This is a genomic window from Prosthecobacter fluviatilis, from assembly GCF_042655725.1.
Taxonomy (GTDB): Bacteria; Verrucomicrobiota; Verrucomicrobiia; order Verrucomicrobiales; family Verrucomicrobiaceae; genus Prosthecobacter; species Prosthecobacter fluviatilis.
This window is the reverse complement of sequence record NZ_JBHSMQ010000003.1, coordinates 232,983-255,700: the sequence shown is the minus strand read 5'-3', so window position 1 is coordinate 255,700 and position 22,718 is coordinate 232,983. Positions and strand designations below refer to the sequence as shown.

Here is a 22,718-nt window from a genome sequence, read left to right as displayed (position 1 = left end):
TTATTTCCTGCCGCCTTTGACAAACTCCTCCCGGCTCAGCGTGCCGCTGCCATCGGTGTCAAACTTGGTCCAGCGCTTGGGTGCCTCATCAGGATCAGGCTGATTGATGAGAAACTCCTCCTTCGTGAGCTGTCCGTCCTTGTCCTTGTCGCGCTGGTCAAACATTTTGCCGCGGTCCTGCACCGGCTTCTTCGCTGGCGCTGCTTTTGCCTCAGATTTGGCGGAGATCTGCGGCTTTGCCTCAGGGTGCTGCGCGAGCAGCTTTCGCAGGCCGGCCACCACTTCAGGCTGCGCCGCAGCCAGGTTTTTCGTTTCCGCAGGATCAGCCTCGTAGTCATACAGCTCCAGCACGGCATTCTCCGGTGCGTCTCCCGGCTTCTTCCACTCCACCAGACGGTGCCGCTGTGTGCGGATCGCACGCCCGATCAGCCCGCCACCTCGCGGATAAACATGGATCGCATGATCGCGCGTGCTGGTGGTCGGAGCGCGCAGCACGCTGGCAAAGCTGCGCCCGTCTCCCTGGGGTGGTGCGGGCAGCTGTGCCATCTCCGCCAGAGTGGGGTAGATGTCGCAGGACTCGATCAGCGCCTGCGTGCGGGCTGCTTTGATCCCTGGTGCCGAGACGATCACCGGGATGTGTCCGGCCTGTTCATAATTCGTATGCTTGCACCACATGCCGTGGTCGCCCAGATGCCAGCCATGGTCTCCCCAGAAGACAATGATCGTGTTGCCGGCCAGACCGCTCGCGTCCAGCGCATCCAGCACCTTGCCCAGCTGTGCGTCCATGTAGCTCGTTGCCGCATGGTAGCCGTGGATGAGGTGCAGGGCCTGTTTCTCCGTCAACGGGCCCTTTTCTGGCACGTCCATGTACTGCCGGAGCTCCCCCCAGGTAGTCGGGGCAAATTCAGGTGCGCCTTCCGGGGGCGTTTGCAGCGCAGGCAGTTTGAAGGAAGCTGGATCGTAGAGGTCCCAGTACTTCTTGGGTGCGACAAAGGGCAGGTGGGGCTTCAAAAAGCCCACCGCCAGGAAAAACGGCTCGTCGGGCTTCTGCTTCGCGGCCTGCAGGCGTTTGATCGCCTCGTCGGCGATCATGCCGTCCCCGTATTTGTTGTCGGCCACGTCCGCCGCTTCCGTGGCTGCTCCGCGCGGCAGCTTCCAGGCCTCCGTTTTGTTCTCAAAGAGAGCCTGCTCCCGGGTGGACTGCGGCAGGTCGTTTTGCTTCAGCGCGTAGCTGATCGTCTTGGGCGTGTAGTGCGGCACGCTCCATGAGTCCACGTCATTCACATTGCCATGTCCCACGTGGAAGATCTTTCCCAGCGCCTCGGCACGGTAGCCGTTTGCCTTGAAATGCTGCGGCAGCGTCACCGCATTCGGCGCGGCTTTGCGGAAATTCGTCGCCAGCTCATAGATTCCCAGTGCCTGGGGCCGCAGCCCCGTCAGCAGCGCATTGCGCGAAGGCGAGCACACGGCCTGGTTGCAGTAGGCCTTTTCAAACAAAACGCCCCGCGCGGCCAGCCGGTCGATGTTGGGCGACTTCACCACCTGGTCCCCATAGCATCCGAGCAGCGGCTTGAGGTCATCCACGCAGATGAGCAGCACATTGGGCTTGGCCGCGGCGAGAAGCGACGCGCTGGAAACAAACAGAAAGAGGAGGGGGCGAATCATGGCGGGAGAGAAAACAATCAGGCACTCAAGACGCCAGAACTGCGGCGTTCTGTCGAAAAGTGCGCCCGAATCGCCTTTGCTCCCTACTCCGGCAGCTTGTCGAAATGAAACTGGCAGCAGCCCAGGTCCAGCGTGTTGGCATTTCGCGCCAGCTTCTCGCTAAAAGCCTCCGCCAAGGCGTAAATCCGCTGCTGCCCCTGCTTTTCCACCTCCAGAAGCCCTGCTTCCTTGAGCACGCGCAGGTGCTTGGAGACATTGTAGGGCGTCACCTGCAGTGTCTCGCACAGCTCAGTCACCGCCTTGGGCCCGCTGATCAGGTGCCGCACCAGCCGCAGCCGAGTCGGCTCCCCCAGTGCGCGCATGGCGGTGAGGCAGTCAAAGGAGCGTGTCACGGTGCGTGATGGCATGTCTTGATCTTTAGCAGATCGGTTTCTTCTCGCAAGACCCCCGAAGAGCTGCCATGGCATAAAATAATAATTGCTAACCCGGGCAAATAACATAATGCGCCGCGTTATCGTTAGAGTTGTTGCAGCCTTTTGCACACGTCCTCCTTTCTTCCACACTCCCCATGTCCTCCAAAGCACGTTACATCATGATCGGCGGCTTCCTCGGCGCCGGAAAGACCACCACCGTCGGCCGCCTGGCCAGGCATCTCAGTGCCCAGGGGCTCAAGGTCGGCCTCATCACCAATGACCAGGCCGGAGGGCTGGTGGACACCAAGCTGCTACGCGGCCAGGGATACGCGACGGAGGAGATCGCCGGCGGCTGCTTCTGCTGCCGTTTTAACACGCTCGTCGATGCGGCGAGCAAGCTGGCGAATGAGGCGAAGCCGGACGTCTTCATCGCCGAGCCGGTGGGGAGCTGCACGGATCTCGTGGCGACCGTGACGTATCCGCTGCGTCGCATGTATGGGGATGCCTTCACCATCGCGCCGCTCAGCGTGCTGGTGGACCCGGTGCGGGCGCGGCGTGTCTTTGGCCTGGATCAAGGAGGCAGCTTTTCCACCAAGGTGGCGTACATCTTCAAGAAGCAGCTTGAGGAGGCGGACATCATCGTCATCAGCAAAAGCGATCTCATCGAGGAAGCCCAGCGCGAGGAGCTGAGGGAGGTGCTGGCCAGGGAGTTTCCTCTGGCGAAGATCGTCACCGCATCGCCGCGTCAGGAAACGGGGCTCGACGAGCTTTTTGCGAGCCTGATGACGAACGAGCAGGCGCGGAGGAACCCGATGGCCGTCGATTATGAAGTGTATGCCGATGGTGAGGCCCTGCTGGGCTGGCTGAATGCCACGGTGACGCTGAAGTCGGATGATGAGTTCGACGCCAATGCCTTTCTCAAGCAGCTCGCCTCCGCCGTGCAGGCACGCCTGTTGCGCGATGGTGCTGAGATCGCTCATTTTAAAATGACCTTCAGCCCCGACGACGGCATCGCAGGCGAGCTCGCCAGCATCAACCTCGTGCGCAGTGATTACGTGGCCGAGCTCGGCATGGAGCTCGACGAGCCCACCACTGGCGGCCAGCTCATCGCCAATCTCCGCGCTGAGGCCGATCCCGCCGCGCTCATGGAGGCGGTGAAAGAAGGCCTCGCTGAGACCACGCTCCAGTTCTTTGGCCTGAAGGCCACGCTGGACCACCACGAGCATTTCCGCCCTGGCAAGCCCACGCCCACCCACCGCGACGGCGAAGTCGTCATGGAAACCAAGGGCGGCTGCAAACCCGGCTCCGGCTGCTGCTGAGGCGGGGCGCCTCGCCTCACGGTTTCCACGTCTTGCTCCAGAGCACGTAGATTTCATGGATGGCACGCTGCTCCAGCGGAGTCCATTCCAGCGTGCGCTCCATCAGCGTCTTGTAGCTGCCAAAGCGCGGGTCTTTCTCTGAGGCTAGCTGGTAGTTCTCCAGAGCCTTCTGCGTGTCTCCCGTGCCCCAGTAGCCCAGGACCAGGGAGTAGTAGTCGTAATGGGCCTGATGGTCGCTCATCTTTGCCGCCAGTTCAAACTCACGCACACTGTCGGCGAAGTCGCCCATGTTGAAATACGCCCAGCCTGCGCGGTTGTGAGTCGGCGCTTTGTCACGCAGCTCCACGGATTTTTTCACATCGGCCCGCGCTTCCTCCTTCCGCCCCAGCAAAGCCAGCACGTAGCCGCGGTTGGAATAAGCCTGTGCGTCCTCCGCATTCTCTTTGATCTGGCGGTTCAGGATTTCCAGCTTGGGTGTGCTACTGACCACGCCGGGGGGGGCAGGTTCTGCGGCAGAGGCACAGAGGCTCAGGGTCAGCAGACAGCAGAAGAGGTGTGAAGAGGTCATGGGAAGTCAGAGAAGAGGTGGGCGGATCAAAGCCAGCGGGCTGGTGGCTTTGCATGCCAGCGACTCAAACGTCGCAAGATGCCTGGTACATTCTGCCGAACGAACCTGTCGCATGAAAACGTTGTTGCACCACCGCTATACACAAACCCTTCCCCCACTGCACTCCCTCTCATGAGCTGGTTTCAACTCGATCCCCACAGCATTGCTGATCGCGCCCGCACCGCCGGCGCCTGTGCGCCATCGCTCGCTGCATCCGTAACTCGCGGCGCTCTCGGATTCACCGCCGTCAGCGTCGCGGGCTTTGTCCCCTGGGCCGTCTTTGGACGCTGGTTCCACACGCATGGTGGAGAGCCTGTGATGTATGCCGCCTGCGCTGTCGTCTTCATCGCCCTTACTTCGCCGATTCTCCATCGCCTCATCATCGGTCCGGATTCCATCTCCCGTTTCTACAAGCTTTTTGGCATCTCCTTTGCCGCCTATTCCGCCGCGTGGATCGCGGGCTGGATGCAACTGCGTGGACATCCGGGAAGTCTGGCCGGCTTGTTTGGCGGCACGATGGTGATGGCCTGCATGCTGGTGGCCGCCTTTGATGCATTGCGCTCTGTGGTTAAAGTTTTTCTCTCGCTGTTCGTGTGCAACACGCTTGGCTACTTCATCGGTGGCGAGTCCGAGGCTGCGCTCATGAAAGTGCATAAAACCACCGCTATGCTCAGCTGGGGAGTCTTCTACGGCATCGGCATGGGTGCCGGACTGGGACTGGCCTTTTATTTTTGCCAGGAGCGAGCAAGAAAGATGCTGGCCACAAGCTGAGCCTTACATCCGTTCAGTTATTTGCCTCATCGAGAAAATTTCTTGAGAGAAGGAACCTTTTAATTGCTTATTTGCCATAATTAGCAAATAAGGCCGTTTCCGCATGCTTCTCCTCATCACCCTTGCCGTCATCGTTGTGGCTTATGCCAATGGGGCGAATGCCAACTTCAAAGGTGTGGCCTCCCTATTTGGCAGTGGCACGACGAGCTACAGAACGGCGGTGAACTGGGCCGCCGTCACCACCTTTGCCGGATGCGTGGCGGCCATGTTCGTGGCTGTCGGTCTTTTGAAAACCTTCACCGGCAAAGGTCTCGTACCGGAGGCCCTAATCACGCAGCCGCTTTTCCTCTTCTCCGTGGCGGCAGGTGCCGGTGTGGCGGGCTTTTTTGCCACGTGGCTCGGTTTTCCTGTCTCCACCACTCACATGCTCACCGGTGCCCTGCTCGGAGCAGGATGGATAGCCGGAGACGTGAATGTGGACAAGCTCTGGGAGGGCTTCATCAAGCCTCTCCTGGTCAGCCCCGTGCTGGCCGTGGCGGCAGGCATGCTCTTGTATGCGATTTTAAAACCCCTGCGTCTCGTGCCCGACCACCGCACCCGAACGCTGGACGCGCTGCATTTCCTCAGTGCCGGCGCCGTGTGCTTTGCTCGGGGTCTCAATGACACGCCTAAAATGGCGGCCCTGCTCCTCGGAGTGGGCTGGTTTCACGGCAGCACCGGCATGATCCTTGTGGCCGTGGCCATGGCCGCAGGGGGGCTGATCAGCGCCAGGCAGGTTGCCGAAACCCTCGCCCACAAAATCACCGGAATGAATCCCGGTCAGGGTTTTGCAGCCAATCTGGCAACTGCATTGCTCGTCACCACGGCCAGCATCCACGGTCTGCCGGTTTCCACCACGCACGTCTCTGTCGGTGCGCTGCTGGGCATCGGCATCACCACCCGGCAGGTGAAATGGCGCACCGTCATCCCGGTGATCGCCGCGTGGGTCATCACACTGCCGTGCTCGGCGTTGCTTGCGGCCCTCATCTTCGCTCTGGGCCGCCGCTTCTTCTGATTTTCCCCTGAAGAGAACGCCCGCACATAACATGAAAGATAAAACCCGCCTCCTCACTCTTGCTGCTTTTGCAGCGGTCACCTCCGTGTTCGGTACTCCGACCGGTCTCAACAACATCCCCACGGCAGAAACCATCGACCATCGCACAGTCGCGGCTCAGTTCTTCACCAGCTTTGGCGGGTCCAACCAGTTCGCCACCAGCGGACCTGGCAAAAGCACGCAGTGGGCTGGCTTCAAGACCGGCTGGGACTTCAAGCCTCTCCACCTCGAATGGGGGCTCGACAGCGCGCTCGGCACCGGCTACTCCGGTCCTCTTCTCTTCCAGACCAAGGCACGCATCCAGCCCTGGCAGGACGGCATGATCGCCGTCGGTGTCGCAGGTGTGGCGCTCACGGACTCCCGTCGTGCGGGCGATCCTTTCACCTACGCCATGATGCACCATGACTTCCACGTGGTGCGTGTACATGCGGGGTATGGCCTGCAGACAAACGGCAACAGCTACCTCTTTGGCGTGGACCGCACCTGGAAGCTTTTCGAGCGTAATTTCAATCTCAACGCCGACCTCGTGCAGTCGCGCGACCAGCAGGGGCACATCGCCGCTGTCGGCGCCAAGTACTTCGTCAACAAGCACATCGTGCTCGAGACCTGGGCCAACTTTCCCGACAAGGACCGGGCCAGCTGGATCGCCAAGATCAACTACGTCTTCACCTTCTAATTTTCTCACAAACACCAACCCATGAAATCCATCCTCTCATTCGTCATCGTCGCCCTGCTGAGCTCAGCGGCCCAGGCCGAGATCGGCCTCATCACCTGCGCCGAAGCCAAGGCCCTCATCGAAAACCCGGACGCTTCCAAACGCCCTATCGTTCTCGACACCCGTGGCGGCTACAAAGACTACTTCCGCGGTCACCTGCCCACCGCCCACCACATCAATTTCGACACTCTGCGTGGCACCAACGAAGCTGTGCCCGTGCAGTACCTGCCGGATGACCTGACGCAGGCGCTGCTCATTCGAGCCGGGGTGGACAAAGACCGTCTCCATCTCGTCTATGCCACAGGAGATGTGCTGCCGAATGATGAAATTCTCAGCAGCAGCATGGTTGTCTACGTGCTGGAAAAATTCGGCGTGCAGAACATCAAGATCGTTGATGGGGGGCTCGCCGAATGGAAGAAGCAGGGCTTTGTGGCGGTGCAGGACTACTTTGGCAATCCCAAAGGCACCCTGCCGGAGAAAGGCATCACTACCATCACCGCCAGCATCAGTGACGTGCAGGCCCACATCGGCAAGCCCGGCAACATTCTTGTCGACGCCCGCCCCATGAACGAGTTTCGTGGTGAGGACGATGTCTGGCTCCGCAAAGGCCACATCCCCGGTGCCATCAGCTTCCACTGGGCCCGCCTCATGGAGAAGGACAACACCCACAAGTTCAAGCCCTTCGCCGAAGTGAAGGACGAGCTCGAAAAAGCCGGCATCACCTCCGACAAAAACATCATCGCCTATTGCGGCACGTCCCGCGAAGGCAGCCTGCTGCAGTTCTATCTCAAGCATGTGGCAGGCTACCCCAACGTCCGCCTCTACGAAGGTGCCTGGAAGGAATACGTCTGGCTCAATGGCAAATCACTGCCTGCCGAGACGGGCGGTGATCCAGCGGGAACAAAGTAACTTTTATTAACCAGGCTGGAAGCCGCGTCGCCGCCTGAGGTCGGCGGCGCTGTTTTATGGTTTGGCGGCACGGCGCACGTCAATCTTGATGACCTGCCGAATCCAGCGTGCGTGGCGTTTTTCTTTGGGAATGACCACGCGCAGCGGGCCGGTTGCAGCATCCAGAGGCTGGCCGTTTTTTTGGTCTGCCAGGATGACCGGGCCTTCGTTCGCCAGCGGATCAAGCTCTGGCAGGGCATACACGGCCTGGTAGCCGTCTGCCGCGATGACCACGATGTAGAGCGACAAAGCCGGTCCGCGCATCTGCTCGCCCATCGGCACTCCGGCGCTTTTGAGAATCTGGTACAAGGGCACGCCGGTGAACTTTGCTTTTTCCCCTGAATGCTCTGTCGCATCCACTGTCAGATGCGGGAGGAGTTCGAGATCCGTGGCGGACAGCTTGAGCGGTTTTTCCACCTCGCCGGAGACTTCCAGTGTTTGCGCGGAGATCTGGGTGGCCAGGAGAAGTAGAAGCAGCAGTCTCATGTTCATTTTGGGATTAAAATTTGACCTGCACGTTTGCATACAGCGTCCGTCCGGCGAGGTAATAGCCTTCGGTGATGGCGTAGTTGCGGTCGCAGAGGTTGTTGGCTCCGAAGCTCAGTGTGGTTTGGCCGGGCAGGCGGATGGCGATCTTGAGATTGAGCAGGGCGTAAGCCCCGACGCCAGCTCCGGTGGAGAGAGAAAAACGGGAACTGTTGTACTCGGCGCTGGGAATGATGCTGAGCCATTCCACCGGGCGTATGTCCGCCCAGGTAAAAAGGGCGTGCTTGGGCGTATCGACCAGCTTCACATTCGGCTGGCTGATGTTCTTGCGGTCGAGATAGGTGTAGTTCGTGCCAAGCTCAATCGCGCTGCAGGGTTTGCAGGTGAAACCAAGCTCGGTGCCGAGGTTCTGTGATTTGCCCACGTTTTGAAACTGAAACACGCCGGGGGTGACGTTGGCCACGGTCTGGATGGTGTTGTCCACCATGGCGGCAAAGAGGCTGGCATGGATGGACAGCTTTTTGGTGAGATCTCCATCATAGCCGATGTCGTAATGAACCGCGTGCTCCGGCTGCAGGTCGGGGTTGGGGATGGCGGCACCGAGCCGGTAGGAGTAGCGGTCCTTGATGGTGGGGAAGCGGCTCTTGCGTGCCACGGTGAAGTGGAAGGTGCCATGCTCCCGGAGCTTGTAGAAGAAGCCGATCTGAGGATTGAGTGCCGAAAAGGTCTTGCCGCCAAGGGACTTGCCTGTGTTGGTGTCCACCGCCTTGATCACGCTACGGCGGTCATAGCTGGCGCCGGCGGTGACACTGAAACGGCTGGTGAACTGGTGGGTGTCTTCCAGGCCGAGGGAATAAGTGGCGTCTTCGAAGGTGTAGTATGGTGCTCCGGCATTGTGCTCCTTGTGGCGGTCATACTTGCCGTGCAGCGCGGCCTTCAGGGTGTTTTTTTCCGTCAGTTTGGTTCCAAACTCCAGGCTGCCTCCCAGCGTGTAGTCATCGTAGTAGCTTTGGAAACCCGAGGGCGGGTTCTGCGTGTTGTAGTTGCCGTTGTTGTAGGCAAACAGCGAGTTGATGAACCGGTCGAAGTAGAGGCGCTCTTTGATGTAGCTGTTCTTGCTGATCTGCGTGTGGCCGATGAAATAAATCGTCTGCTTGTCCCACTCCGGCCACTGCCAGTACCGCCGGGGCTGCTGTGCTGCCGGCAGGGTGCCAGCATACACGGGGTTTCCTTTTTCCCCGCGCTGAAGAATGTAGCCCAGTGCGTATTCGTCGGTCTTGTTTGGCATGTAGCCGATTTTGGCGCTGACCCGCCAGTCCTGACGGTAGGCGTTGTCACGGTTGCCGCCGTTCTCGTTGGGTGTCGGGGCAAAGCTCTTCGACATGGGGTAGCTGTGCTGGGACACAAAGGAGCCGCCAAGCTGAAGGTACCAGTGCTCGCTGCGGAAGCCGGTGTTCAGCGCGGACTGATAGCCGCCCTGCTGCATCCAGCCGCCGAGCAAGTCTCCCTCAAAGGCCTTCTGCGGCTTGCGCGTGACGATGTTGATCGCGCCGCCGAGGGTGTTGGCCCCGTAGGTGGCTGAGCTGAAACCTTTGGAAACCTTGATGTCCGCCACGTCGGCCGTGGTAAAGCGCTGCAGGTCCACATAGCCGTCATACGGCACGTAAACTGGAATGCCGTCGATGAAGATCGGTGTCTGCCGCAGATCAAAGCCCCGGACATAGGCCCCGGCTTCGTTGCGGGGGCCGTTGTTGTTGGTGACTACACCGGGGCTGAGCCGCAGCGCCTCGGAAAGATCCTTGCGCTCAAATTTGCGGATGCTGTCTGCACTGATGCGGCTGGTCATCGCGTCCGCCCCCGTTTCCGCGTCTGCGGTGATCACAATTTCTCCCAGTTCAAACGGCTGAGGCTCCGCAGCCTGGAGTGAAGGCGAAAAGATGGCTGGCAGAAGCAGTAAAAAAGCAATGCGTGAAGACATGAGGGCGGTCGGCAGTTTGGCTTGTGACATTATCATGTCATAAGAAGACATGATAGTGCCACAAGTCAAAAAGCACCTGCGGTAGCTCCGAGAAGCCCGTCTGTTTCACGCACGGCATCCGTCCGCAGGCATGGCCGGGAGTGCGGTTTGGAAGCAGCTACCGGCTTTCAAGGGGGGAGAGCTGTGCCGGCGAGGTAGTCCAGCACACGAGCCATCAGGACATTGACATGCTCGTAGGCCGCCAGGGGCAGGGAGCGCAGGGTGGCTTCAGATTGCACGTAGGCGTCTTCCACCAGTTCGTCCCGGCAATGTGTGATGATGTCAGCCGCGCTTTCAGGGGTGGTCTCCAGATGGAACTGCAAACCGATGACATGGGAGCCGATCTGAAACGCCTGATGCTCGCAGGCGGCGCTGCGGGCGAGGTGGACCGCGCCGGCTGGCAGGTCAAAAGTTTCGCCGTGCCAGTGAAAGACCTTGGTGGTTTTGGGAAAGGCAAAAGTGCTGCAGACATGAGGCATGGCCTCGATGTCAAACCAGCCGATCTCGCGCTGCCTGCCTGGGTAGACACGTGCGCCGAGAGCACTGGCGATCAGCTGAGCGCCCAGGCAGATCCCCAGCAGCGGGACGCCGTGATGGATGGCGGTGCGGATGAACTGCTTTTCAGCGACCAGCCAGGGCAGTTCGGCCTCGTCGTTCACGCTCATGGGCCCGCCCATGGCGATGATGAGGTCCAGGCTGCTGACCTCAGGCAGCGTCCAGGGCTCAAAAAAACGCGTGCTGGTGATGTCAGCCGACCGCCCCCGCAGCCAGGGCTCCATGCTGCCGATTCCTTCAAAAGGGACATGCTGAAGAATGTGGACTTTCATGAGGGTGTGACCTTTTAAGCGAGGTCTGTGCGGCTGCAAAACAGAGTGTGGTGGTTTCTGCGCGGAGTCTAAAAGCCGTCCGGCCACTGGATTGACTCTGCTGCGATCCGGCCACATCATGACAGCATCATGTCACGAGCCCATTCACAGCAGCATCCCGTCGCGGCAAGGCGCAGGGCGCTAGGCTGGTCGCAGGACGAGCTCTCGAGCAAGGCGGGGATTCCGCGCAGTTCTGTGAGCGCCATTGAGGCCGGGCGGCTCACGCCATCTGTCACGGCGGCGCTGGCGGTGGCGCAGGCGCTCGAGTGCAGTGTGGAGGAAATGTTTGGCTCCGGAGGAGAAAAGGCGGTCCAAGGTGTGACCTGGGCCTGGGGGCAGGAGCCGGTGGCGGGCCGCTACTGGGAGGCCGAGGTCGGGGGAAGAAAGTGGCTGTACCCTGTGGAAACGCTGCCCGGCAGCGCATGGGCACATGACGGCCTTTGCCGTGAAAAAGTGCTGCATGAACGCGGCGACTGGGATGCCACGCAGACGCTGGTGCTCGCGGGGTGTGACCCGGCTGCGGGCCTGCTGGCGGCGGAATATGCGGCGGCGTCAGGCTTCCGGCTGCTGGCTTTTCCGCGTGGCGGGGCGGCTGCTCTGGAGCTTTTGAGGCAGGGTGTGGTGCATGTGGCTGCGCTGCACCGCTCCACGGCGGAGCAGCCGGGGCGGAATGCTGAGACGGTGCGTGAGAAGCTTGGCGGCGGCTACCGACTGCTGCGCAGTGCAGAGTGGCAGGAGGGCATCGCTCTGCCTGCGCAGGATCATACCCGCAGCGTCGCGGCTTGTGCCCGGCAAGTGCGCCGCTGGGCCATGCGTGAGCCGGGCTCTGCTGCGCGGGAGTGCCTGGATGAACTTCTTGGAAAACCACACGTCTCAAAGCGCATCATGATGAGCCACCAGGCGGTGGTGGAGGCCGTGCGTGGCGGCTGGGCTGAGGCAGGTGTGTGCGTGCGGCTCTGCGCCGAGGATGCCGGGCTGCGCTTTCTGCCGGTGCGCGATGAGTCGCTAGATCTGTGTTTTTCAGCCGCCATGGAGCGGGATCCGCGCATGCAGGCGCTCATTCGACTGCTGCGCAGCCGATCGCATCGGCGGCTGATTGACGAACTGCCGGGGTATGACGCGAGCCACACCGGGGAGTTGATCACGGTTTGACCGTTTCGGGAGCCGCCGTCACCGGCTTCATGGAGATCAGCCGTGTCGTGACCTGCTGATGCACCGGCATCGGCTTGCCTTCCACCTTGAGCTGAATGGCCGCGGAGAACACAGCCAGAGAGATGGTTTTGCGTTCCAGGTCAAAGAAGACGTGGCCGTTGACCTTGGAGTTTTCGCCGAAGGTCACGGGACGCTCGGTTTCGAGATCGCGGCCGGTGCTGTCCTTGTCGGGCTTGGATTTCATGGTGCCTTCAAAGGCGATCTGGGCCTGGCGGTGGCCTTCGCGGTCCACAATGCCGTCGAACTTGGCATTCAGCTTTACCTGGACCGTGCCGGCCTGGGGGAAGGGGACTATTTCGTCAGAGATCCATTTGTCTCCGGGGCTGACGGGTATTTTAGGCAGCCCCATTTCCAAAGAGCGGCGGTAGAGCGTGGCGAGCTGGCGGGCGGTGGCAATCGAGGTCAGGTCGGGTTCGACATCTCCAGTGACCATGGAACCGATGTCCTTGGCATCGACAAAATTGCCCTTGGCATCATAGACAAGGGTGAACCCTTTGCCTGCAGAGCCACCGAAAGCCTGCTGCAGCTGAGGACTGGAGGAGGCTGGGTTTCTGGAATCGAAAACATAATTTTTTCCCTCAAAGGACATTTCACCGAGCAGGGCGGTGATCAGGACCTTGGCCTCGGTCATTTCTGCGGAGGTCTTGCTGACGGTGATGGAGGTGGTCTGGTGCAGACGAAGCTTCTGGTCTGTGGCTTTGCCCAGGGAGGTCAGGAAGTTGGTCGTTTCGGTGTCAGATTCCTGGAGGTAAGCCATGCCGGGCTCCCAGTGCAGTTTCAGCTCCACCGGGGAGTCCTGGGAGGTGCCGGTGACGGGGAGGCAGAAAAGGAAAAGGGCCAGAGGCGCGGCGGTGCGGAGCATGGTCCGAGGTAAGCGAAAGCCAGTGGGTTTGCAATACGGCTCTCCTCTAAGAAGTGATGGTTTTCAGAGGGGTTGGGAAATCGGCATTCAAGTTGGCACGCTTCCGGCTTAGACTCATATTCGCAAAAGATTGGGCCAGGAAAATCGTCTTCCCACGGTTCTGATCGTTGCAATTCGTGAACCACACTACTAATTGCCGTAACCATGAAAAAAGTCGAAGCGATCATCAAACCGTTCAAGCTGGAGGATGTCAAAGAAGCCCTTTCCGAAGTCGGAGTCGAAGGCATGACTGTTGTGGAGGTCAAAGGATTTGGCCGCCAGAAGGGCCATACTGAGATCTACCGTGGCAGTGAATACACCGTCGATTTCCTCCCGAAGGTGAAGATTGAGGTCGTCGTGGACGACAGCCGTTCTGACGCAGTGGTTGATGCCATCGTCAAAGCAGCAAACACCGGCAAAATCGGCGACGGCAAGGTTTTCGTGAGCGCCGTGCTCGATGCCATTCGCATCCGAACCGGCGAGCGTGGTGCCGACGCGGTTTCCAGCAGCTAGTTTTCCTTCCGCAGAGCTGCAAATCTGCAATGAACCCATCTGCGGCAAGCCGCTGATGGGTTTTTTGTTGTCATGGTCAAAAACATCAAATGTGACTTTTTCGTCACATTAGGCGAATGGGGTGGTCTTGACAGCCCCCCTGGCGCTCGCTCTAACTGGCGGCCCGCCCACCTGCGGGTAATCCCACATGATTTCCTTCCAAAAACTTTTCGGCAAATCGGATGTTTTTTATGATTTGTTAGAATCCAGTGCAAGCCACGCCCGGCAGAGCGTTCAGTCCCTTCATAACCTGCTCTCCAACCCTACTGCGCCTCAAAGCCTGGATGCCTTCACGGCCACGCGCCGGGAAGACAAGAAAATCACCCAGCAGATCGACGAGGCCCTGTGCAAGACGTTCGTGACGGAGCTGGAGCGGGAAGACATCGAAGCACTGGCGAACGCGCTGTACAAGATTCCGAAGACGGTGGAGAAGATCGCGGAGCGGCTGCTGATCTGCCGGGAGCGTCTGGCTGGCGCGGATTTTTCCCGGCAGGTGAAGCTGATGGATGCTGCGGCGGAAGTCGTGCTGACGATGGTGGTGGAACTGCGCAAGAAGCTGCACCTGGAGCGTGTGAAGGTGCTGAACGAGAAGATCCAGCAGGTGGAGGGAGAGGCTGACAAGCTCATGATCGACTGCCTGCGGGCGCTGTACACGACGGAGAAGGATGCTGTGATGGTGGTGATCCTGAAAGACCTCTACGACCTGATGGAAAAGGTGGTGGACCGCTGCCGTGACGCCGGAAACGTGGTGGCCCATATTGTTTTGAAGAACTCCTGACCGCCCGCCGCGCATGACCCTTGTCCTTTCCGTGGTTCTGGTGGCGTTGATTTTTGAGTACATCAACGGCTTCCATGACACCGCCAACTCCATCGCGACGGTGGTCTCCACGAAAGTGCTGACGCCGCGCATGGCGATCGTTGTGGCCGCTTTGACTAACCTGGTGGGGGCACTGTTTGGCACGGCGGTGGCGAAGACGATTTCATCCGGGCTGGTGGATTCCGCCTACGTGACGCCACAGACGATCATCTGCGCGTTGCTGGGGGGGATCATCTGGAACCTGATCACGTGGTGGTTTGGGCTGCCATCGAGCTCCAGCCACGCGCTTGTGGGCGGGCTGACCGGTGCGACGCTGGCTACTGCGAGCGGCAAGTGGTCGGTGCTTATTTGGTCCAAGGCTCCCGAAGCCGGGAAGCACTGGTATGAAGGCAGCGGAATTCTCTACAAGGTGGTGGTGCCGATGGTGAGCTCCCCGCTGGCGGGCCTGTTGCTGGGTTTTGCGATTATGTCGCTGCTGTACCTGCTGATCTCGGGCCTGAATGCGCTTTTTGGCTGGCTGAAACCGCGCATGGTGGCGGCGGTGTTTGGCAAGCTGCAGATCCTGAGCGCGGGCTACATGGGCTTCAGCCACGGGATGAATGACGCACAGAAGACGATGGGCATCATCGCACTGGCGCTGGTGGCGGGAACAAAGGCGGGCGACCTTTCCCAGGTGCCTGAGTGGCTGAGCTTTCTGAGGATCGAGTCCCTCGGGGCGAAGAGTGACCAGATCCCGGTGTGGATCAAGGTGACGTGCGCTCTCGTCATGGCGGCCGGAACGGCGGCCGGGGGCTGGCGCATTATCAAGACGCTGGGGCACAAGCTGGTGAAACTGCAGCCGGTGCATGGTTTTGCGGCAGAGACGACTGCGGCGACGGTGCTTTCTGTGGCGGCGGTTTATGGCATGCCAGTTTCGACGACGCATGCAATCACGACGAGCATCATGGGGGTGGGGGCGGCGAAGCGGCTGAACGCAATCAAATGGGGAGTGGTGTCGCGTATCATTTGGGCTTGGGTGCTGACGATCCCGGTCACGGGTCTGCTGGGTTATGTGCTGTTCTGGATGTTTGGTACGCCATTGAAGTGAGGCTGGAGAGGCTGTTGATGGCTTTTTGCGGCATTATTGCCGTAGCTGCGGTCGTTGAGTAACAACCGCAGCGGGAACCGTGGTGGCGGGCCTGTGCGCGTGATGGTGTCGGGTGCGTCGTATTTGACTGTCCAAGCGCCTCAATCGAGCGGGCTCAATCTCAAGCTGCGCAAGGTGTAGAAGGGGGATGCGGCTTCTTTCAAGCGTCTGGCACCCCGTCTTTTCTTTGGGCCGGAGAGCTCGCGCTGCGCCTCGAAGATGCTTTCCACAAACTCTTTGCTGCCCAGTGCGAGGCCATCGGTGAAGTAGCGCACCCGCAGGCGCACCAGCTCGGCGGTGCTGAGTTTGCCTTTCGCAGCCAGCACGGCACGGGCGGTGTCTGCGCTGACACCGGAGCGCACGACGTGTTCGTTCCGGACGTCTTTGATTTCGCGGCCGTCGGCATGCAGCAAGCAGCGGTAGGCTTCGGCGGCAGCGGTGCTTTTCCAGCCGTCCACCGGTTTGCCCAGGGCTTTGCAGAGGCCGCGCTGGGCCCGGCGGCTGCCGCTGAGGGCTTCGGCGTAGCCGCACCAGCGGTAGTCTTTCGGGTCTTTCGCCAGACCAGCACGCACGGGGTTGAGGTCGATGTAGGCGGCCATGGTGCGCAGGGGCTCGCCTTTGCCTTCGACGAGGACGCTTTTGAAGCGGTCCATCCAGAGGGTGCCGCGCCGGCCTCGGCGCTTGTTGAACCAGCGGCTGAAACGCTCTTTGATTTCTTTGACGAAGAGGGAGAGATCGCAGAAGCGCTTTTTGAGAGCCTCGATTTTCTGGTCGGCCAGGAGGGCCATGCCACGCTGGCGGAGGTCGGTGAGTTCGTCGCGAAGCAAACCGAGGTAAGTCTTGCTGTAGAGGATGCTGAGGTGCTGGAAGAGCTTGTGTTCGCCACTGGGGCCGTCGAAGCGTTGGAGCCAGGTGGGGCGATGGGGCACTTCGGCAGCTAATCCGCAGATTATGTGTTGCTCTAAGCTGGCTGTGCGGCTTTTCTGGCTGCATTAACATGAGGAAGTTGCTGAAATCTATCAAGGCCTGGCGAAAAAAACGCAGGAGCGAAGCGGTCAAAAGCGCATTTGGCGAGAAGCTTGAAGTTCTCGCCGGGCCTTTTGCCGGGATGAAATATCATTTTGAGTCCCATGGCTCCTCCATTGTGCCTAAGCTGGTAGGGGTGTATGAGGAGCCTATTGCTGGCTGGGTGGCTGAGATTCCGCAAAAGCAATATGACCGGATTGTAGATGTGGGCGCTGCTGAAGGCTACTACACGGTCGGCTTTGCTTATAAAAACATGGCCAGAGTGGTGCATGGCTTTGACATCTCCGAAGAGGCCCGGAAAATGCTGGAACGTCTGGCGGCTTTAAACAACGTGAGGGACAAAGTCACCGTCAACGGTCTCTGTGATGCCGGGAAGCTGCAGGAACTGGCAGGGAAGGGGGCTCTGGTTTTTTGTGATGCAGAAGGGGCGGAGCTGGAGCTTTTGAACCCTGCTGTCGTGCCCAGCCTGCTGCAGACGGACATGATTGTGGAGACGCATGACTTCTTAAAGCCTGGCATCACCAACACATTGATTGAACGCTTCCGCCTCACACACCGCATTGAAGTGATGTCGGACAGTGAGCGACAGTGGGCAAAGTATTCCTGGCCGGCAATGTTTAACGACAGGATGAAGCGCGGATGGTCGAATGAAGGACGGCCGAAAGGCATGCTGTGGCTGAGAATGCTGGCCATTCACTCCGCCTGAACCACGACATCTAGAAGGACTGCTTTTTCCTTCAGTTTTGGGTGGAAATGCGGAGTGCTTCGGCAGCGCGAGGGATCCAGATGACTGGCTCTTGCAGAATGCCTATGCGTGCACCGTGGCTTCTGCATGGCATGAGGTTTTGATGGGGTGATCCGGCAGAGGGGCTGCAAAAATCGGGATGACAAGAGCGTTTGCGGTGGAGCGGGCGAGGTCGGACTATCCGGGATTTTTCTGCGCATGAAATGCATTTTGACGGTCTTGCTGATGATGACGGCCTGTGCTGAGGCTGAGGAGATGAGGTATGTGCCGGGCTGGGGAAAAGCGGTGCAGAGGCGAACGATCAAGCGTGCGGAGACGGGCAAGGATGCGCTGAAGGGGGCGGTGGCGGCTCTGCAGCCGGGGGACAGGTTCGTGATCGCGGCGGGTGTTTACAGTTTTGAGCGGATGTGGGACATCGGAGTGTGTGGTACGGAGGAGTCGCCGATCTGGATTGTGGCGGAGGAAGGGGTGCGGGTGGTGCTGACACGGCCGGATGCGAAGCAGAATGTGATGAACATGGGACAGGGGCGCTCTGACGATGAGGGGGGAGCGGCTGATGCGATGTGTGAAAGGGAAGGCGGCTCCTGTTTTGGCAAAGGGATGAGCTTGGCTGGACTGTCGATCCTTCAGGAGTAGGCAGAGCTGTTTTAATTGGAGATCCAATCTTTCGAGAGCACCAGACTAGGTGTGAGCCCCGAGATCGGCAAGGGCGGCGCGGAGGGCGGTGACCATGCGGTCGATTTCCTCCAAGGTGACGCAGAGAGGTGGCATGAGGACGATGGTATTGCCGATAGGGCGGGTGAGGAGGCCGTGGGCACGGGCGGCGATGCAGATGCGTGCGCCGAGGCTGGTGTCCGGAGAGTCGAGGGTGATGGCGGAGATCATGCCACACTGGCGGTAGCCGGGGAGGTCGGCCATGAGCTGGCGGAAACGGTCGATCTTGGCGGGGAGGTGTTCGAGGATGCGCTCGTCGCGGAAGAGCTGGAGGCTGGCGAGAGCGGCGGCGCAGCCGAGCTGGCTGCCAGCGTAGCTGTGGCCGTAGAAGAAGGTGCGGCCTTCAGCGGGGTCGCCTAGAAAGCCTTCAAAAACGCGCTCGGTGGTGAGGGTGGCTGCGAGGGGGAGGTAACCGCCGGTGAGACCTTTGGCGAGGCAGAGGAAGTCGGGGGTGACACCTTCCTGCTGGCAGGCAAACATGGTGCCGGTGCGTCCGAAGCCGGTCATGACTTCGTCGAGGATGAGGAAGATGTCGTGCTGATGGCACCAAGCTTCGAGCTGGCCGAGCATGCCCTGGGGCCAGAGGCGCATGCCGGCGGCTCCTTGGATAAGGGGCTCAATGATGACGGCGGCGGTGCGGCTGAGATCGTCGGCGGATAAGGAGGCGAGGGCGTCGAGGCTGGGGACGGTGATGACTCGGTAGCCGAAGTCGTTGCCGCTGCCTTTGAAGAGGGGAATGCCGCCGAGGCTGGCGGCGCCAAGGGTGTCGCCATGGTAGGCGCGGTCGAAGGCTATGAGGGTATCGCGCTGCGGGCCGCCGTTTTGCTTCCAGTACTGGAGGGCCATGCGGACGGCGGATTCGATGGCGGTGGAGCCGTTGTCTGTGAAGAAGGCGCGGGTGATTTTGCCGCCGGGGAGCAGGTCAATGAGCTCTTTGGCGAGTCGGATGGCGGGCTCGTTGGTGAAGCCGAGGAAGGAGGTGTGGGCGACTTTGCCGAGCTGCTGGATGATGGCAGCATTGATGACGGGGTGGGCGTGGCCGTGGACGTTGGTCCAGATGGAGGCGTTGCCGTCGAGGTATTCTTTGCCGAACTGGTCGCGGAGGGTGCAGCGGTGGCCCTCGACGAGCATGAGCGGGACATGGTCCGGGGCGCACCACTGGCGCATGGGGGTGAAGGGGTGCCAGAGGTGTTGCTTGTCGAGGGCGGCGAGGTCTGTGAAAGAGGGCATTGTTTGCTTTCTTTTTACATTAGCATCCTTTTTTGATTGGCTGCTGCTGTTTAAGTTTTTACTACATTTAGGTTATCAAATTCCGAGACAGTTAAATCATCCGAGGCTGATGGGTCCGCACGTGTCCAACATAGATCTTTCCAGTCCCACTCAAAATCTGCAGTCGGGCAACAGCGCTCTTTTTCCTGCAACGCTGTGGTCGATGATCCAGGAGGCGAAGCGGGATGAGGATGTGCTGACGGGGCTGGAGAGGCTGGCGCGTGCGTATTGGCGGCCGCTTTATGTGTTTGTGAGGCAGAGAGGATCGCGGCATGATGCGGCGTGTGACGAGGTGCAGGGATTCTTTGAGCACCTGATCTCGAGCGACATGCTGAGAAATGTGCAGCGCGGGGAGGTAAGGTTCCGGAGCTTTCTGCTGAGGTGCTTCACGAACTGGCTGAGCAATCAGCGTGAGCGGCAGCTGGCTGTGAAGCGGGGCGGAGGGGCGGTGCTGCTGCCGCTGGAGGTGATGAGCGTGCGGGAAGATGAGCCGAGACTGATCGAGGGACAGACGCCTGACAAGGCCTTTGACCACGGGTGGGCGCGTGCGTTGGTGGACCAGGCGATGAAGCGTCTGGTGGAGGAGCTGGAGCAGCGTCAGAGGAGTGCTTTTTTGCTGGAGCTTCGGCAGAAGACCTTTGCGAACGGTGCCGAGGGACCGGACTGGGAGGAGATGGCGAGCCGACATGGGATGGCCCATGGGGCGGTGCGGAAGGCTGCCTCCGACCTGCGCAAGAGGTTTGGGATTTTGCTGCGAGCGGAGGTGAGGAACATTGTTTCCAGGGAGGAAGAGGTGGACGACGAGCTGCGCTATCTGGTGAGCCTGCTGTCGGTGTCGGCATGATGTGCGTGTGAACCCTTTCAATGAGCAACGTCCTCCCTGAACCACCTCAGTGCCCTGTGTGCTCCGGAAAGCTGGAGAGGGACGGTGTGTGTCTGGTGTGCCTGCTGCAGGAGGGACTGGAGGCGGCGAGTGGGCTGGCGAAAGCGCCGCCGGAGCGTGCGCTGACGCTGCCGTGTGAGTTTGCCGGCTACCGTCTGGTGAGGGAGATCGCGAGCGGGGGAATGGGGATTGTGTACGAGGCGGAGGATTTGAGGCTGAAGCGGGCGGTGGCGATGAAGGTGGTGCGCAATGCGCATTTTGCGACACGGGAGGAGGCGGCGAGGTTCCGTGCGGAGACACAGGCGGTGGCGCAGCTGGACCACCCAGACATCGTGCCGATCTATGAGAGCGGTGAGGAGGATGGGATGCCATATTTTACGATGAAGCTGGCTGATCGGGGGTCTCTGGCGGAGAGGCTCAAAAAGCGTGGAGTGATGCCTGAGCGCGAGGCGGCGAAGTTCATGGTGCGCATTGCGAGGGCGGTGCAGTATGCGCATGAGCGTGGGGTGCTGCACCGTGACCTGAAGCCGGCGAACATTCTGCTGGATGTGGGGGGCAGGCCGATGCTGTCTGACTTTGGGCTGGCGAAACTGCTGGATGCTGAGTTTCAACTGACGCGCAGCAACGCCTATGTGGGGACACCCCACTACATGAGCCCGGAGCAGGCGGCGGGGAAAGCGAAGGAAGTGACGACGGCGAGCGATGTGTGGGCGCTGGGGGTGATGCTGTTCCAGATGCTGACGAACAAGCTGCCCTTTACGGGAGGGAGTGCGGTGGAGGTGATGAGGCGGATCACGCAGGAAGAGCCTGAGATCAGCTCATCAGGGAAGCTGACGGTGAGGAAGAAACCGAAGGAGGCGAAGGGAAGCCCTGAGAATTTGTCGGCTGCATCCCTGCAACGGGTGCAGCCTGATCTGGCCACACTGATCTTGCGCTGCCTTGAGAAGCTGCCTGCAAGAAGACTCCCGAGTGCTGGATTTCTGGCGGACGAACTGGACCGGTTTCTCCAAGGTGAGCCGATTCAGTCGAGAGCGGTCGGCGCGCGAGAGCGGCTGTGGAAGCTGGCGCAGCGCAACAAGGCGACGACGCTCGGCATAGTCGGCATCGCGGCGTCGCTGATCGTGGGCGCAGGGGTGTCAGTCCATCTGGCGGTTAAGGCGCGCGCAGCGGAACGCGTGGCGCTGCAGCAAAAGAAGGAGTCGGACGAGATTGCCTCCATCATCCTGGAGACGGTGCATGGCATGGATGAGTATTTGGTGGGACGGGAAGTGGATCCAGAGCAAATGCTGCGGGAGCTGCTGCGGCGGGTGAGTGAATTTCAAGGTGACCCAAGACGCAAAGCATCCATGCTGGAGGAGCTGTCCACGCTGCTGAACAAACCGGCAGACCTGAAGTTGTACCGCGAAGTGCTGGCTGAGGTGGAACCGCAGCTGGACCCGAATGATCCTCTGCTCTGGAGCATGCGCTACCGGGTGGTGCTGAAGGAGATGCACTTTTCTTCCGCGACCGGAAGGAAGGGCGGTGAAATACGCGATGAGCTGCGCAGGATCATGATCTGGCAGGCGGCGAACCTGCCAGCCGGGGACATGCAGATCTTCAAGACCAAATATGCGCTGGCAGAAGAGCTGGTCCAGGAAGTGAAGGGAAGGCAGGCTTTGAACGAGGCCGAGATGCTGCTGCGGTCCTGCCTGGCTCACTACGAGAAGAAGGCGGACAAATTTGACATCATCGTGGGCCGCATTGAACTGATGACGGCGATCTTTGGTCTGGGCAGGAAGGAGGAAGCCCTGAAGCTGGGGCGCGAGACCTGCGACTATGCCATGGAGGGTTTTGGAGAAAGGCATTCGATCACCGGCCGTGCCTATGGCCGGCTGGCGAAGCACTGCCGCGAGGCGGGGCTGGCTGAAGAGTCGATCCGGTACGGTCACAGGGCGCTGGACATCTACTGGCACACGGTGGGGCCGGATTATTTGAAGGCAAAGTCCACACTCAAAGCCCTGAGCCAGATTTTGGTGAAGCGTGGAGATCTTGCCGAAAATCTGGAGTTGCTGCGCAATGAGCTGAAGGTGTGCGACCAGCAGCTGGGACCGGCACATGCCTACACACTGTACAGGGCTGAGTCATTGATTGCCACGCTGCGTGAGATGAATCTGCCAGGAGAGGCGCGTGAACTCGGCGGCACTTGGCTGGAGCGGGTGCGTTTGATTGATGGGCTGCTGCCTGCGGATGCGGCCGGGCTGCTGGTGCAGCATTCGCTCACGCTCCTAAAACTGGGCCGAGGAGAAGATGCCGCCCCCCTGCTGCGGCAGCTGCCTGAGTTGCTGAACCGCACAGCTGGCGAACTTGCACTTTTTTCCCGGTTTCTGCCGCTGGCAGACGAGCTTTTGCAGAATGACCGGCCTCAGGAGGCCGGGGCAATCTTGCGAAGGATCGTCGCTGCCTGCGAAGAGCGGCAAGTGGATGAGCCAAAATCTGCGGAGCAGGTACTGCTCAAGGCAAAACAACGGCTGCTGCAGGTGGAAAAGGGCCTTTCGGCAGCAGCAGAACCCGGAAGGTGAAATTTTTTTTTGGCT

Annotated in this window: 22 protein-coding genes; 13 read left to right on the top strand and 9 right to left on the bottom strand. The window is 60.2% G+C overall.

Annotation, left to right across the window (positions count from 1 at the left end):
* Together ACFQDI_RS09860 and ACFQDI_RS09855 are read right to left on the bottom strand one after the other, a co-directional pair.
* A complete protein-coding gene (locus tag ACFQDI_RS09860) occupies positions 1–1,665 on the bottom strand; it encodes a sulfatase-like hydrolase/transferase (RefSeq protein ID WP_377165968.1) in 1,665 nt (554 codons plus the stop codon).
* An 83-nt stretch (positions 1,666–1,748) separates the two neighbouring features.
* Positions 1,749–2,072, bottom strand: a complete 324-nt coding sequence (locus tag ACFQDI_RS09855; protein ID WP_184341237.1) for an ArsR/SmtB family transcription factor — start codon at positions 2,070–2,072, stop codon at positions 1,749–1,751.
* Between the two features lie 116 nt (positions 2,073–2,188).
* On the opposite strand from ACFQDI_RS09855, the gene ACFQDI_RS09850 reads away from it, so the two are divergent.
* Entirely contained in the window at positions 2,189–3,397 is a 1,209-nt protein-coding gene (locus ACFQDI_RS09850) for a GTP-binding protein (protein ID WP_377165965.1), read from the top strand.
* Positions 3,398–3,413: 16 nt separating this feature from the next.
* Here ACFQDI_RS09850 and ACFQDI_RS09845 read toward each other — a convergent pair whose 3' ends face one another.
* Positions 3,414–3,965, bottom strand: coding sequence for a tetratricopeptide repeat protein (locus tag ACFQDI_RS09845; RefSeq protein ID WP_377165963.1), 552 nt, complete (start codon positions 3,963–3,965; stop codon positions 3,414–3,416).
* A 171-nt stretch (positions 3,966–4,136) separates the two neighbouring features.
* Here ACFQDI_RS09845 and ACFQDI_RS09840 point away from each other — a divergent pair, with 171 nt between their 5' ends.
* The 4 genes from ACFQDI_RS09840 (at position 4,137) to ACFQDI_RS09825 (ending at position 7,492) form a co-directional block, all read left to right on the top strand.
* On the top strand, positions 4,137–4,775 hold the full coding sequence (locus tag ACFQDI_RS09840) for a hypothetical protein (protein WP_377165961.1): 639 nt from the start codon (positions 4,137–4,139) through the stop codon (positions 4,773–4,775).
* A 103-nt stretch (positions 4,776–4,878) separates the two neighbouring features.
* A complete protein-coding gene (locus ACFQDI_RS09835) occupies positions 4,879–5,829 on the top strand; it encodes an inorganic phosphate transporter (RefSeq protein ID WP_377165959.1) in 951 nt (316 codons plus the stop codon).
* A gap of 31 nt (positions 5,830–5,860) precedes the next feature.
* The gene (locus tag ACFQDI_RS09830; protein WP_377165957.1) at positions 5,861–6,544 is read left to right on the top strand and encodes a hypothetical protein; all 684 of its coding nucleotides are present in this window, start codon (positions 5,861–5,863) and stop codon (positions 6,542–6,544) included.
* A 21-nt stretch (positions 6,545–6,565) separates the two neighbouring features.
* Positions 6,566–7,492 (top strand): sulfurtransferase, encoded by a 927-nt coding sequence (locus tag ACFQDI_RS09825; protein WP_377165955.1) that lies wholly within the window; start codon positions 6,566–6,568, stop codon positions 7,490–7,492.
* A gap of 54 nt (positions 7,493–7,546) precedes the next feature.
* Here ACFQDI_RS09825 and ACFQDI_RS09820 read toward each other — a convergent pair whose 3' ends face one another.
* From ACFQDI_RS09820 to ACFQDI_RS09810, 3 genes are all read right to left on the bottom strand, one after another.
* On the bottom strand, positions 7,547–8,017 hold the full coding sequence (locus ACFQDI_RS09820; RefSeq protein ID WP_377165953.1) for a molybdopterin-dependent oxidoreductase: 471 nt from the start codon (positions 8,015–8,017) through the stop codon (positions 7,547–7,549).
* Between the two features lie 13 nt (positions 8,018–8,030).
* On the bottom strand, positions 8,031–10,025 hold the full coding sequence (locus ACFQDI_RS09815) for a TonB-dependent receptor plug domain-containing protein (RefSeq protein WP_377165951.1): 1,995 nt from the start codon (positions 10,023–10,025) through the stop codon (positions 8,031–8,033).
* Positions 10,026–10,162: 137 nt separating this feature from the next.
* Positions 10,163–10,861, bottom strand: a complete 699-nt coding sequence (locus ACFQDI_RS09810; protein ID WP_377165949.1) for a type 1 glutamine amidotransferase — start codon at positions 10,859–10,861, stop codon at positions 10,163–10,165.
* A gap of 129 nt (positions 10,862–10,990) precedes the next feature.
* Between ACFQDI_RS09810 and ACFQDI_RS09805 the strand changes: the two genes are divergently transcribed.
* Positions 10,991–12,052, top strand: coding sequence for a substrate-binding domain-containing protein (locus ACFQDI_RS09805; protein WP_377165947.1), 1,062 nt, complete (start codon positions 10,991–10,993; stop codon positions 12,050–12,052).
* On the opposite strand, the gene ACFQDI_RS09800 is transcribed toward ACFQDI_RS09805, so the two are convergent.
* On the bottom strand, positions 12,042–12,974 hold the full coding sequence (locus tag ACFQDI_RS09800) for a hypothetical protein (RefSeq protein ID WP_377165945.1): 933 nt from the start codon (positions 12,972–12,974) through the stop codon (positions 12,042–12,044). The genes ACFQDI_RS09805 and ACFQDI_RS09800 overlap by 11 nt on opposite strands.
* A gap of 204 nt (positions 12,975–13,178) precedes the next feature.
* On the opposite strand from ACFQDI_RS09800, the gene ACFQDI_RS09795 reads away from it, so the two are divergent.
* The 3 genes from ACFQDI_RS09795 (at position 13,179) to ACFQDI_RS09785 (ending at position 15,469) form a co-directional block, all read left to right on the top strand.
* Complete coding sequence (locus ACFQDI_RS09795; RefSeq protein ID WP_294404234.1) at positions 13,179–13,526, top strand: P-II family nitrogen regulator; 348 nt, start codon at positions 13,179–13,181, stop codon at positions 13,524–13,526.
* A gap of 187 nt (positions 13,527–13,713) precedes the next feature.
* Positions 13,714–14,343 carry a DUF47 domain-containing protein gene (locus tag ACFQDI_RS09790; protein ID WP_377165942.1) on the top strand — a complete coding sequence of 210 codons (630 nt, stop codon included), beginning with the start codon at positions 13,714–13,716 and terminating at the stop codon, positions 14,341–14,343.
* A 13-nt stretch (positions 14,344–14,356) separates the two neighbouring features.
* On the top strand, positions 14,357–15,469 hold the full coding sequence (locus tag ACFQDI_RS09785) for an inorganic phosphate transporter (RefSeq protein WP_377165940.1): 1,113 nt from the start codon (positions 14,357–14,359) through the stop codon (positions 15,467–15,469).
* Positions 15,470–15,609: 140 nt separating this feature from the next.
* Here the strand turns inward: ACFQDI_RS09785 and ACFQDI_RS09780 are convergent, their stop codons facing one another.
* Positions 15,610–16,437, bottom strand: coding sequence for a transposase (locus ACFQDI_RS09780; protein WP_377165938.1), 828 nt, complete (start codon positions 16,435–16,437; stop codon positions 15,610–15,612).
* Between the two features lie 68 nt (positions 16,438–16,505).
* On the opposite strand from ACFQDI_RS09780, the gene ACFQDI_RS09775 reads away from it, so the two are divergent.
* Both ACFQDI_RS09775 and ACFQDI_RS09770 read left to right on the top strand, forming a co-directional pair.
* Complete coding sequence (locus tag ACFQDI_RS09775; protein ID WP_377165936.1) at positions 16,506–17,240, top strand: class I SAM-dependent methyltransferase; 735 nt, start codon at positions 16,506–16,508, stop codon at positions 17,238–17,240.
* Positions 17,241–17,477: 237 nt separating this feature from the next.
* Complete coding sequence (locus ACFQDI_RS09770; protein ID WP_377165934.1) at positions 17,478–17,915, top strand: hypothetical protein; 438 nt, start codon at positions 17,478–17,480, stop codon at positions 17,913–17,915.
* A gap of 45 nt (positions 17,916–17,960) precedes the next feature.
* Here ACFQDI_RS09770 and bioA read toward each other — a convergent pair whose 3' ends face one another.
* The gene (gene bioA / locus ACFQDI_RS09765; protein WP_377165932.1) at positions 17,961–19,223 is read right to left on the bottom strand and encodes an adenosylmethionine--8-amino-7-oxononanoate transaminase; all 1,263 of its coding nucleotides are present in this window, start codon (positions 19,221–19,223) and stop codon (positions 17,961–17,963) included.
* Between the two features lie 121 nt (positions 19,224–19,344).
* Between bioA and ACFQDI_RS09760 the strand changes: the two genes are divergently transcribed.
* Positions 19,345–20,106 carry an RNA polymerase sigma factor gene (locus tag ACFQDI_RS09760; protein ID WP_377165930.1) on the top strand — a complete coding sequence of 254 codons (762 nt, stop codon included), beginning with the start codon at positions 19,345–19,347 and terminating at the stop codon, positions 20,104–20,106.
* A 20-nt stretch (positions 20,107–20,126) separates the two neighbouring features.
* Entirely contained in the window at positions 20,127–22,703 is a 2,577-nt protein-coding gene (locus ACFQDI_RS09755; protein WP_377165928.1) for a serine/threonine-protein kinase, read from the top strand.
* The last annotated feature ends 15 nt before the right edge of the window (positions 22,704–22,718 follow it).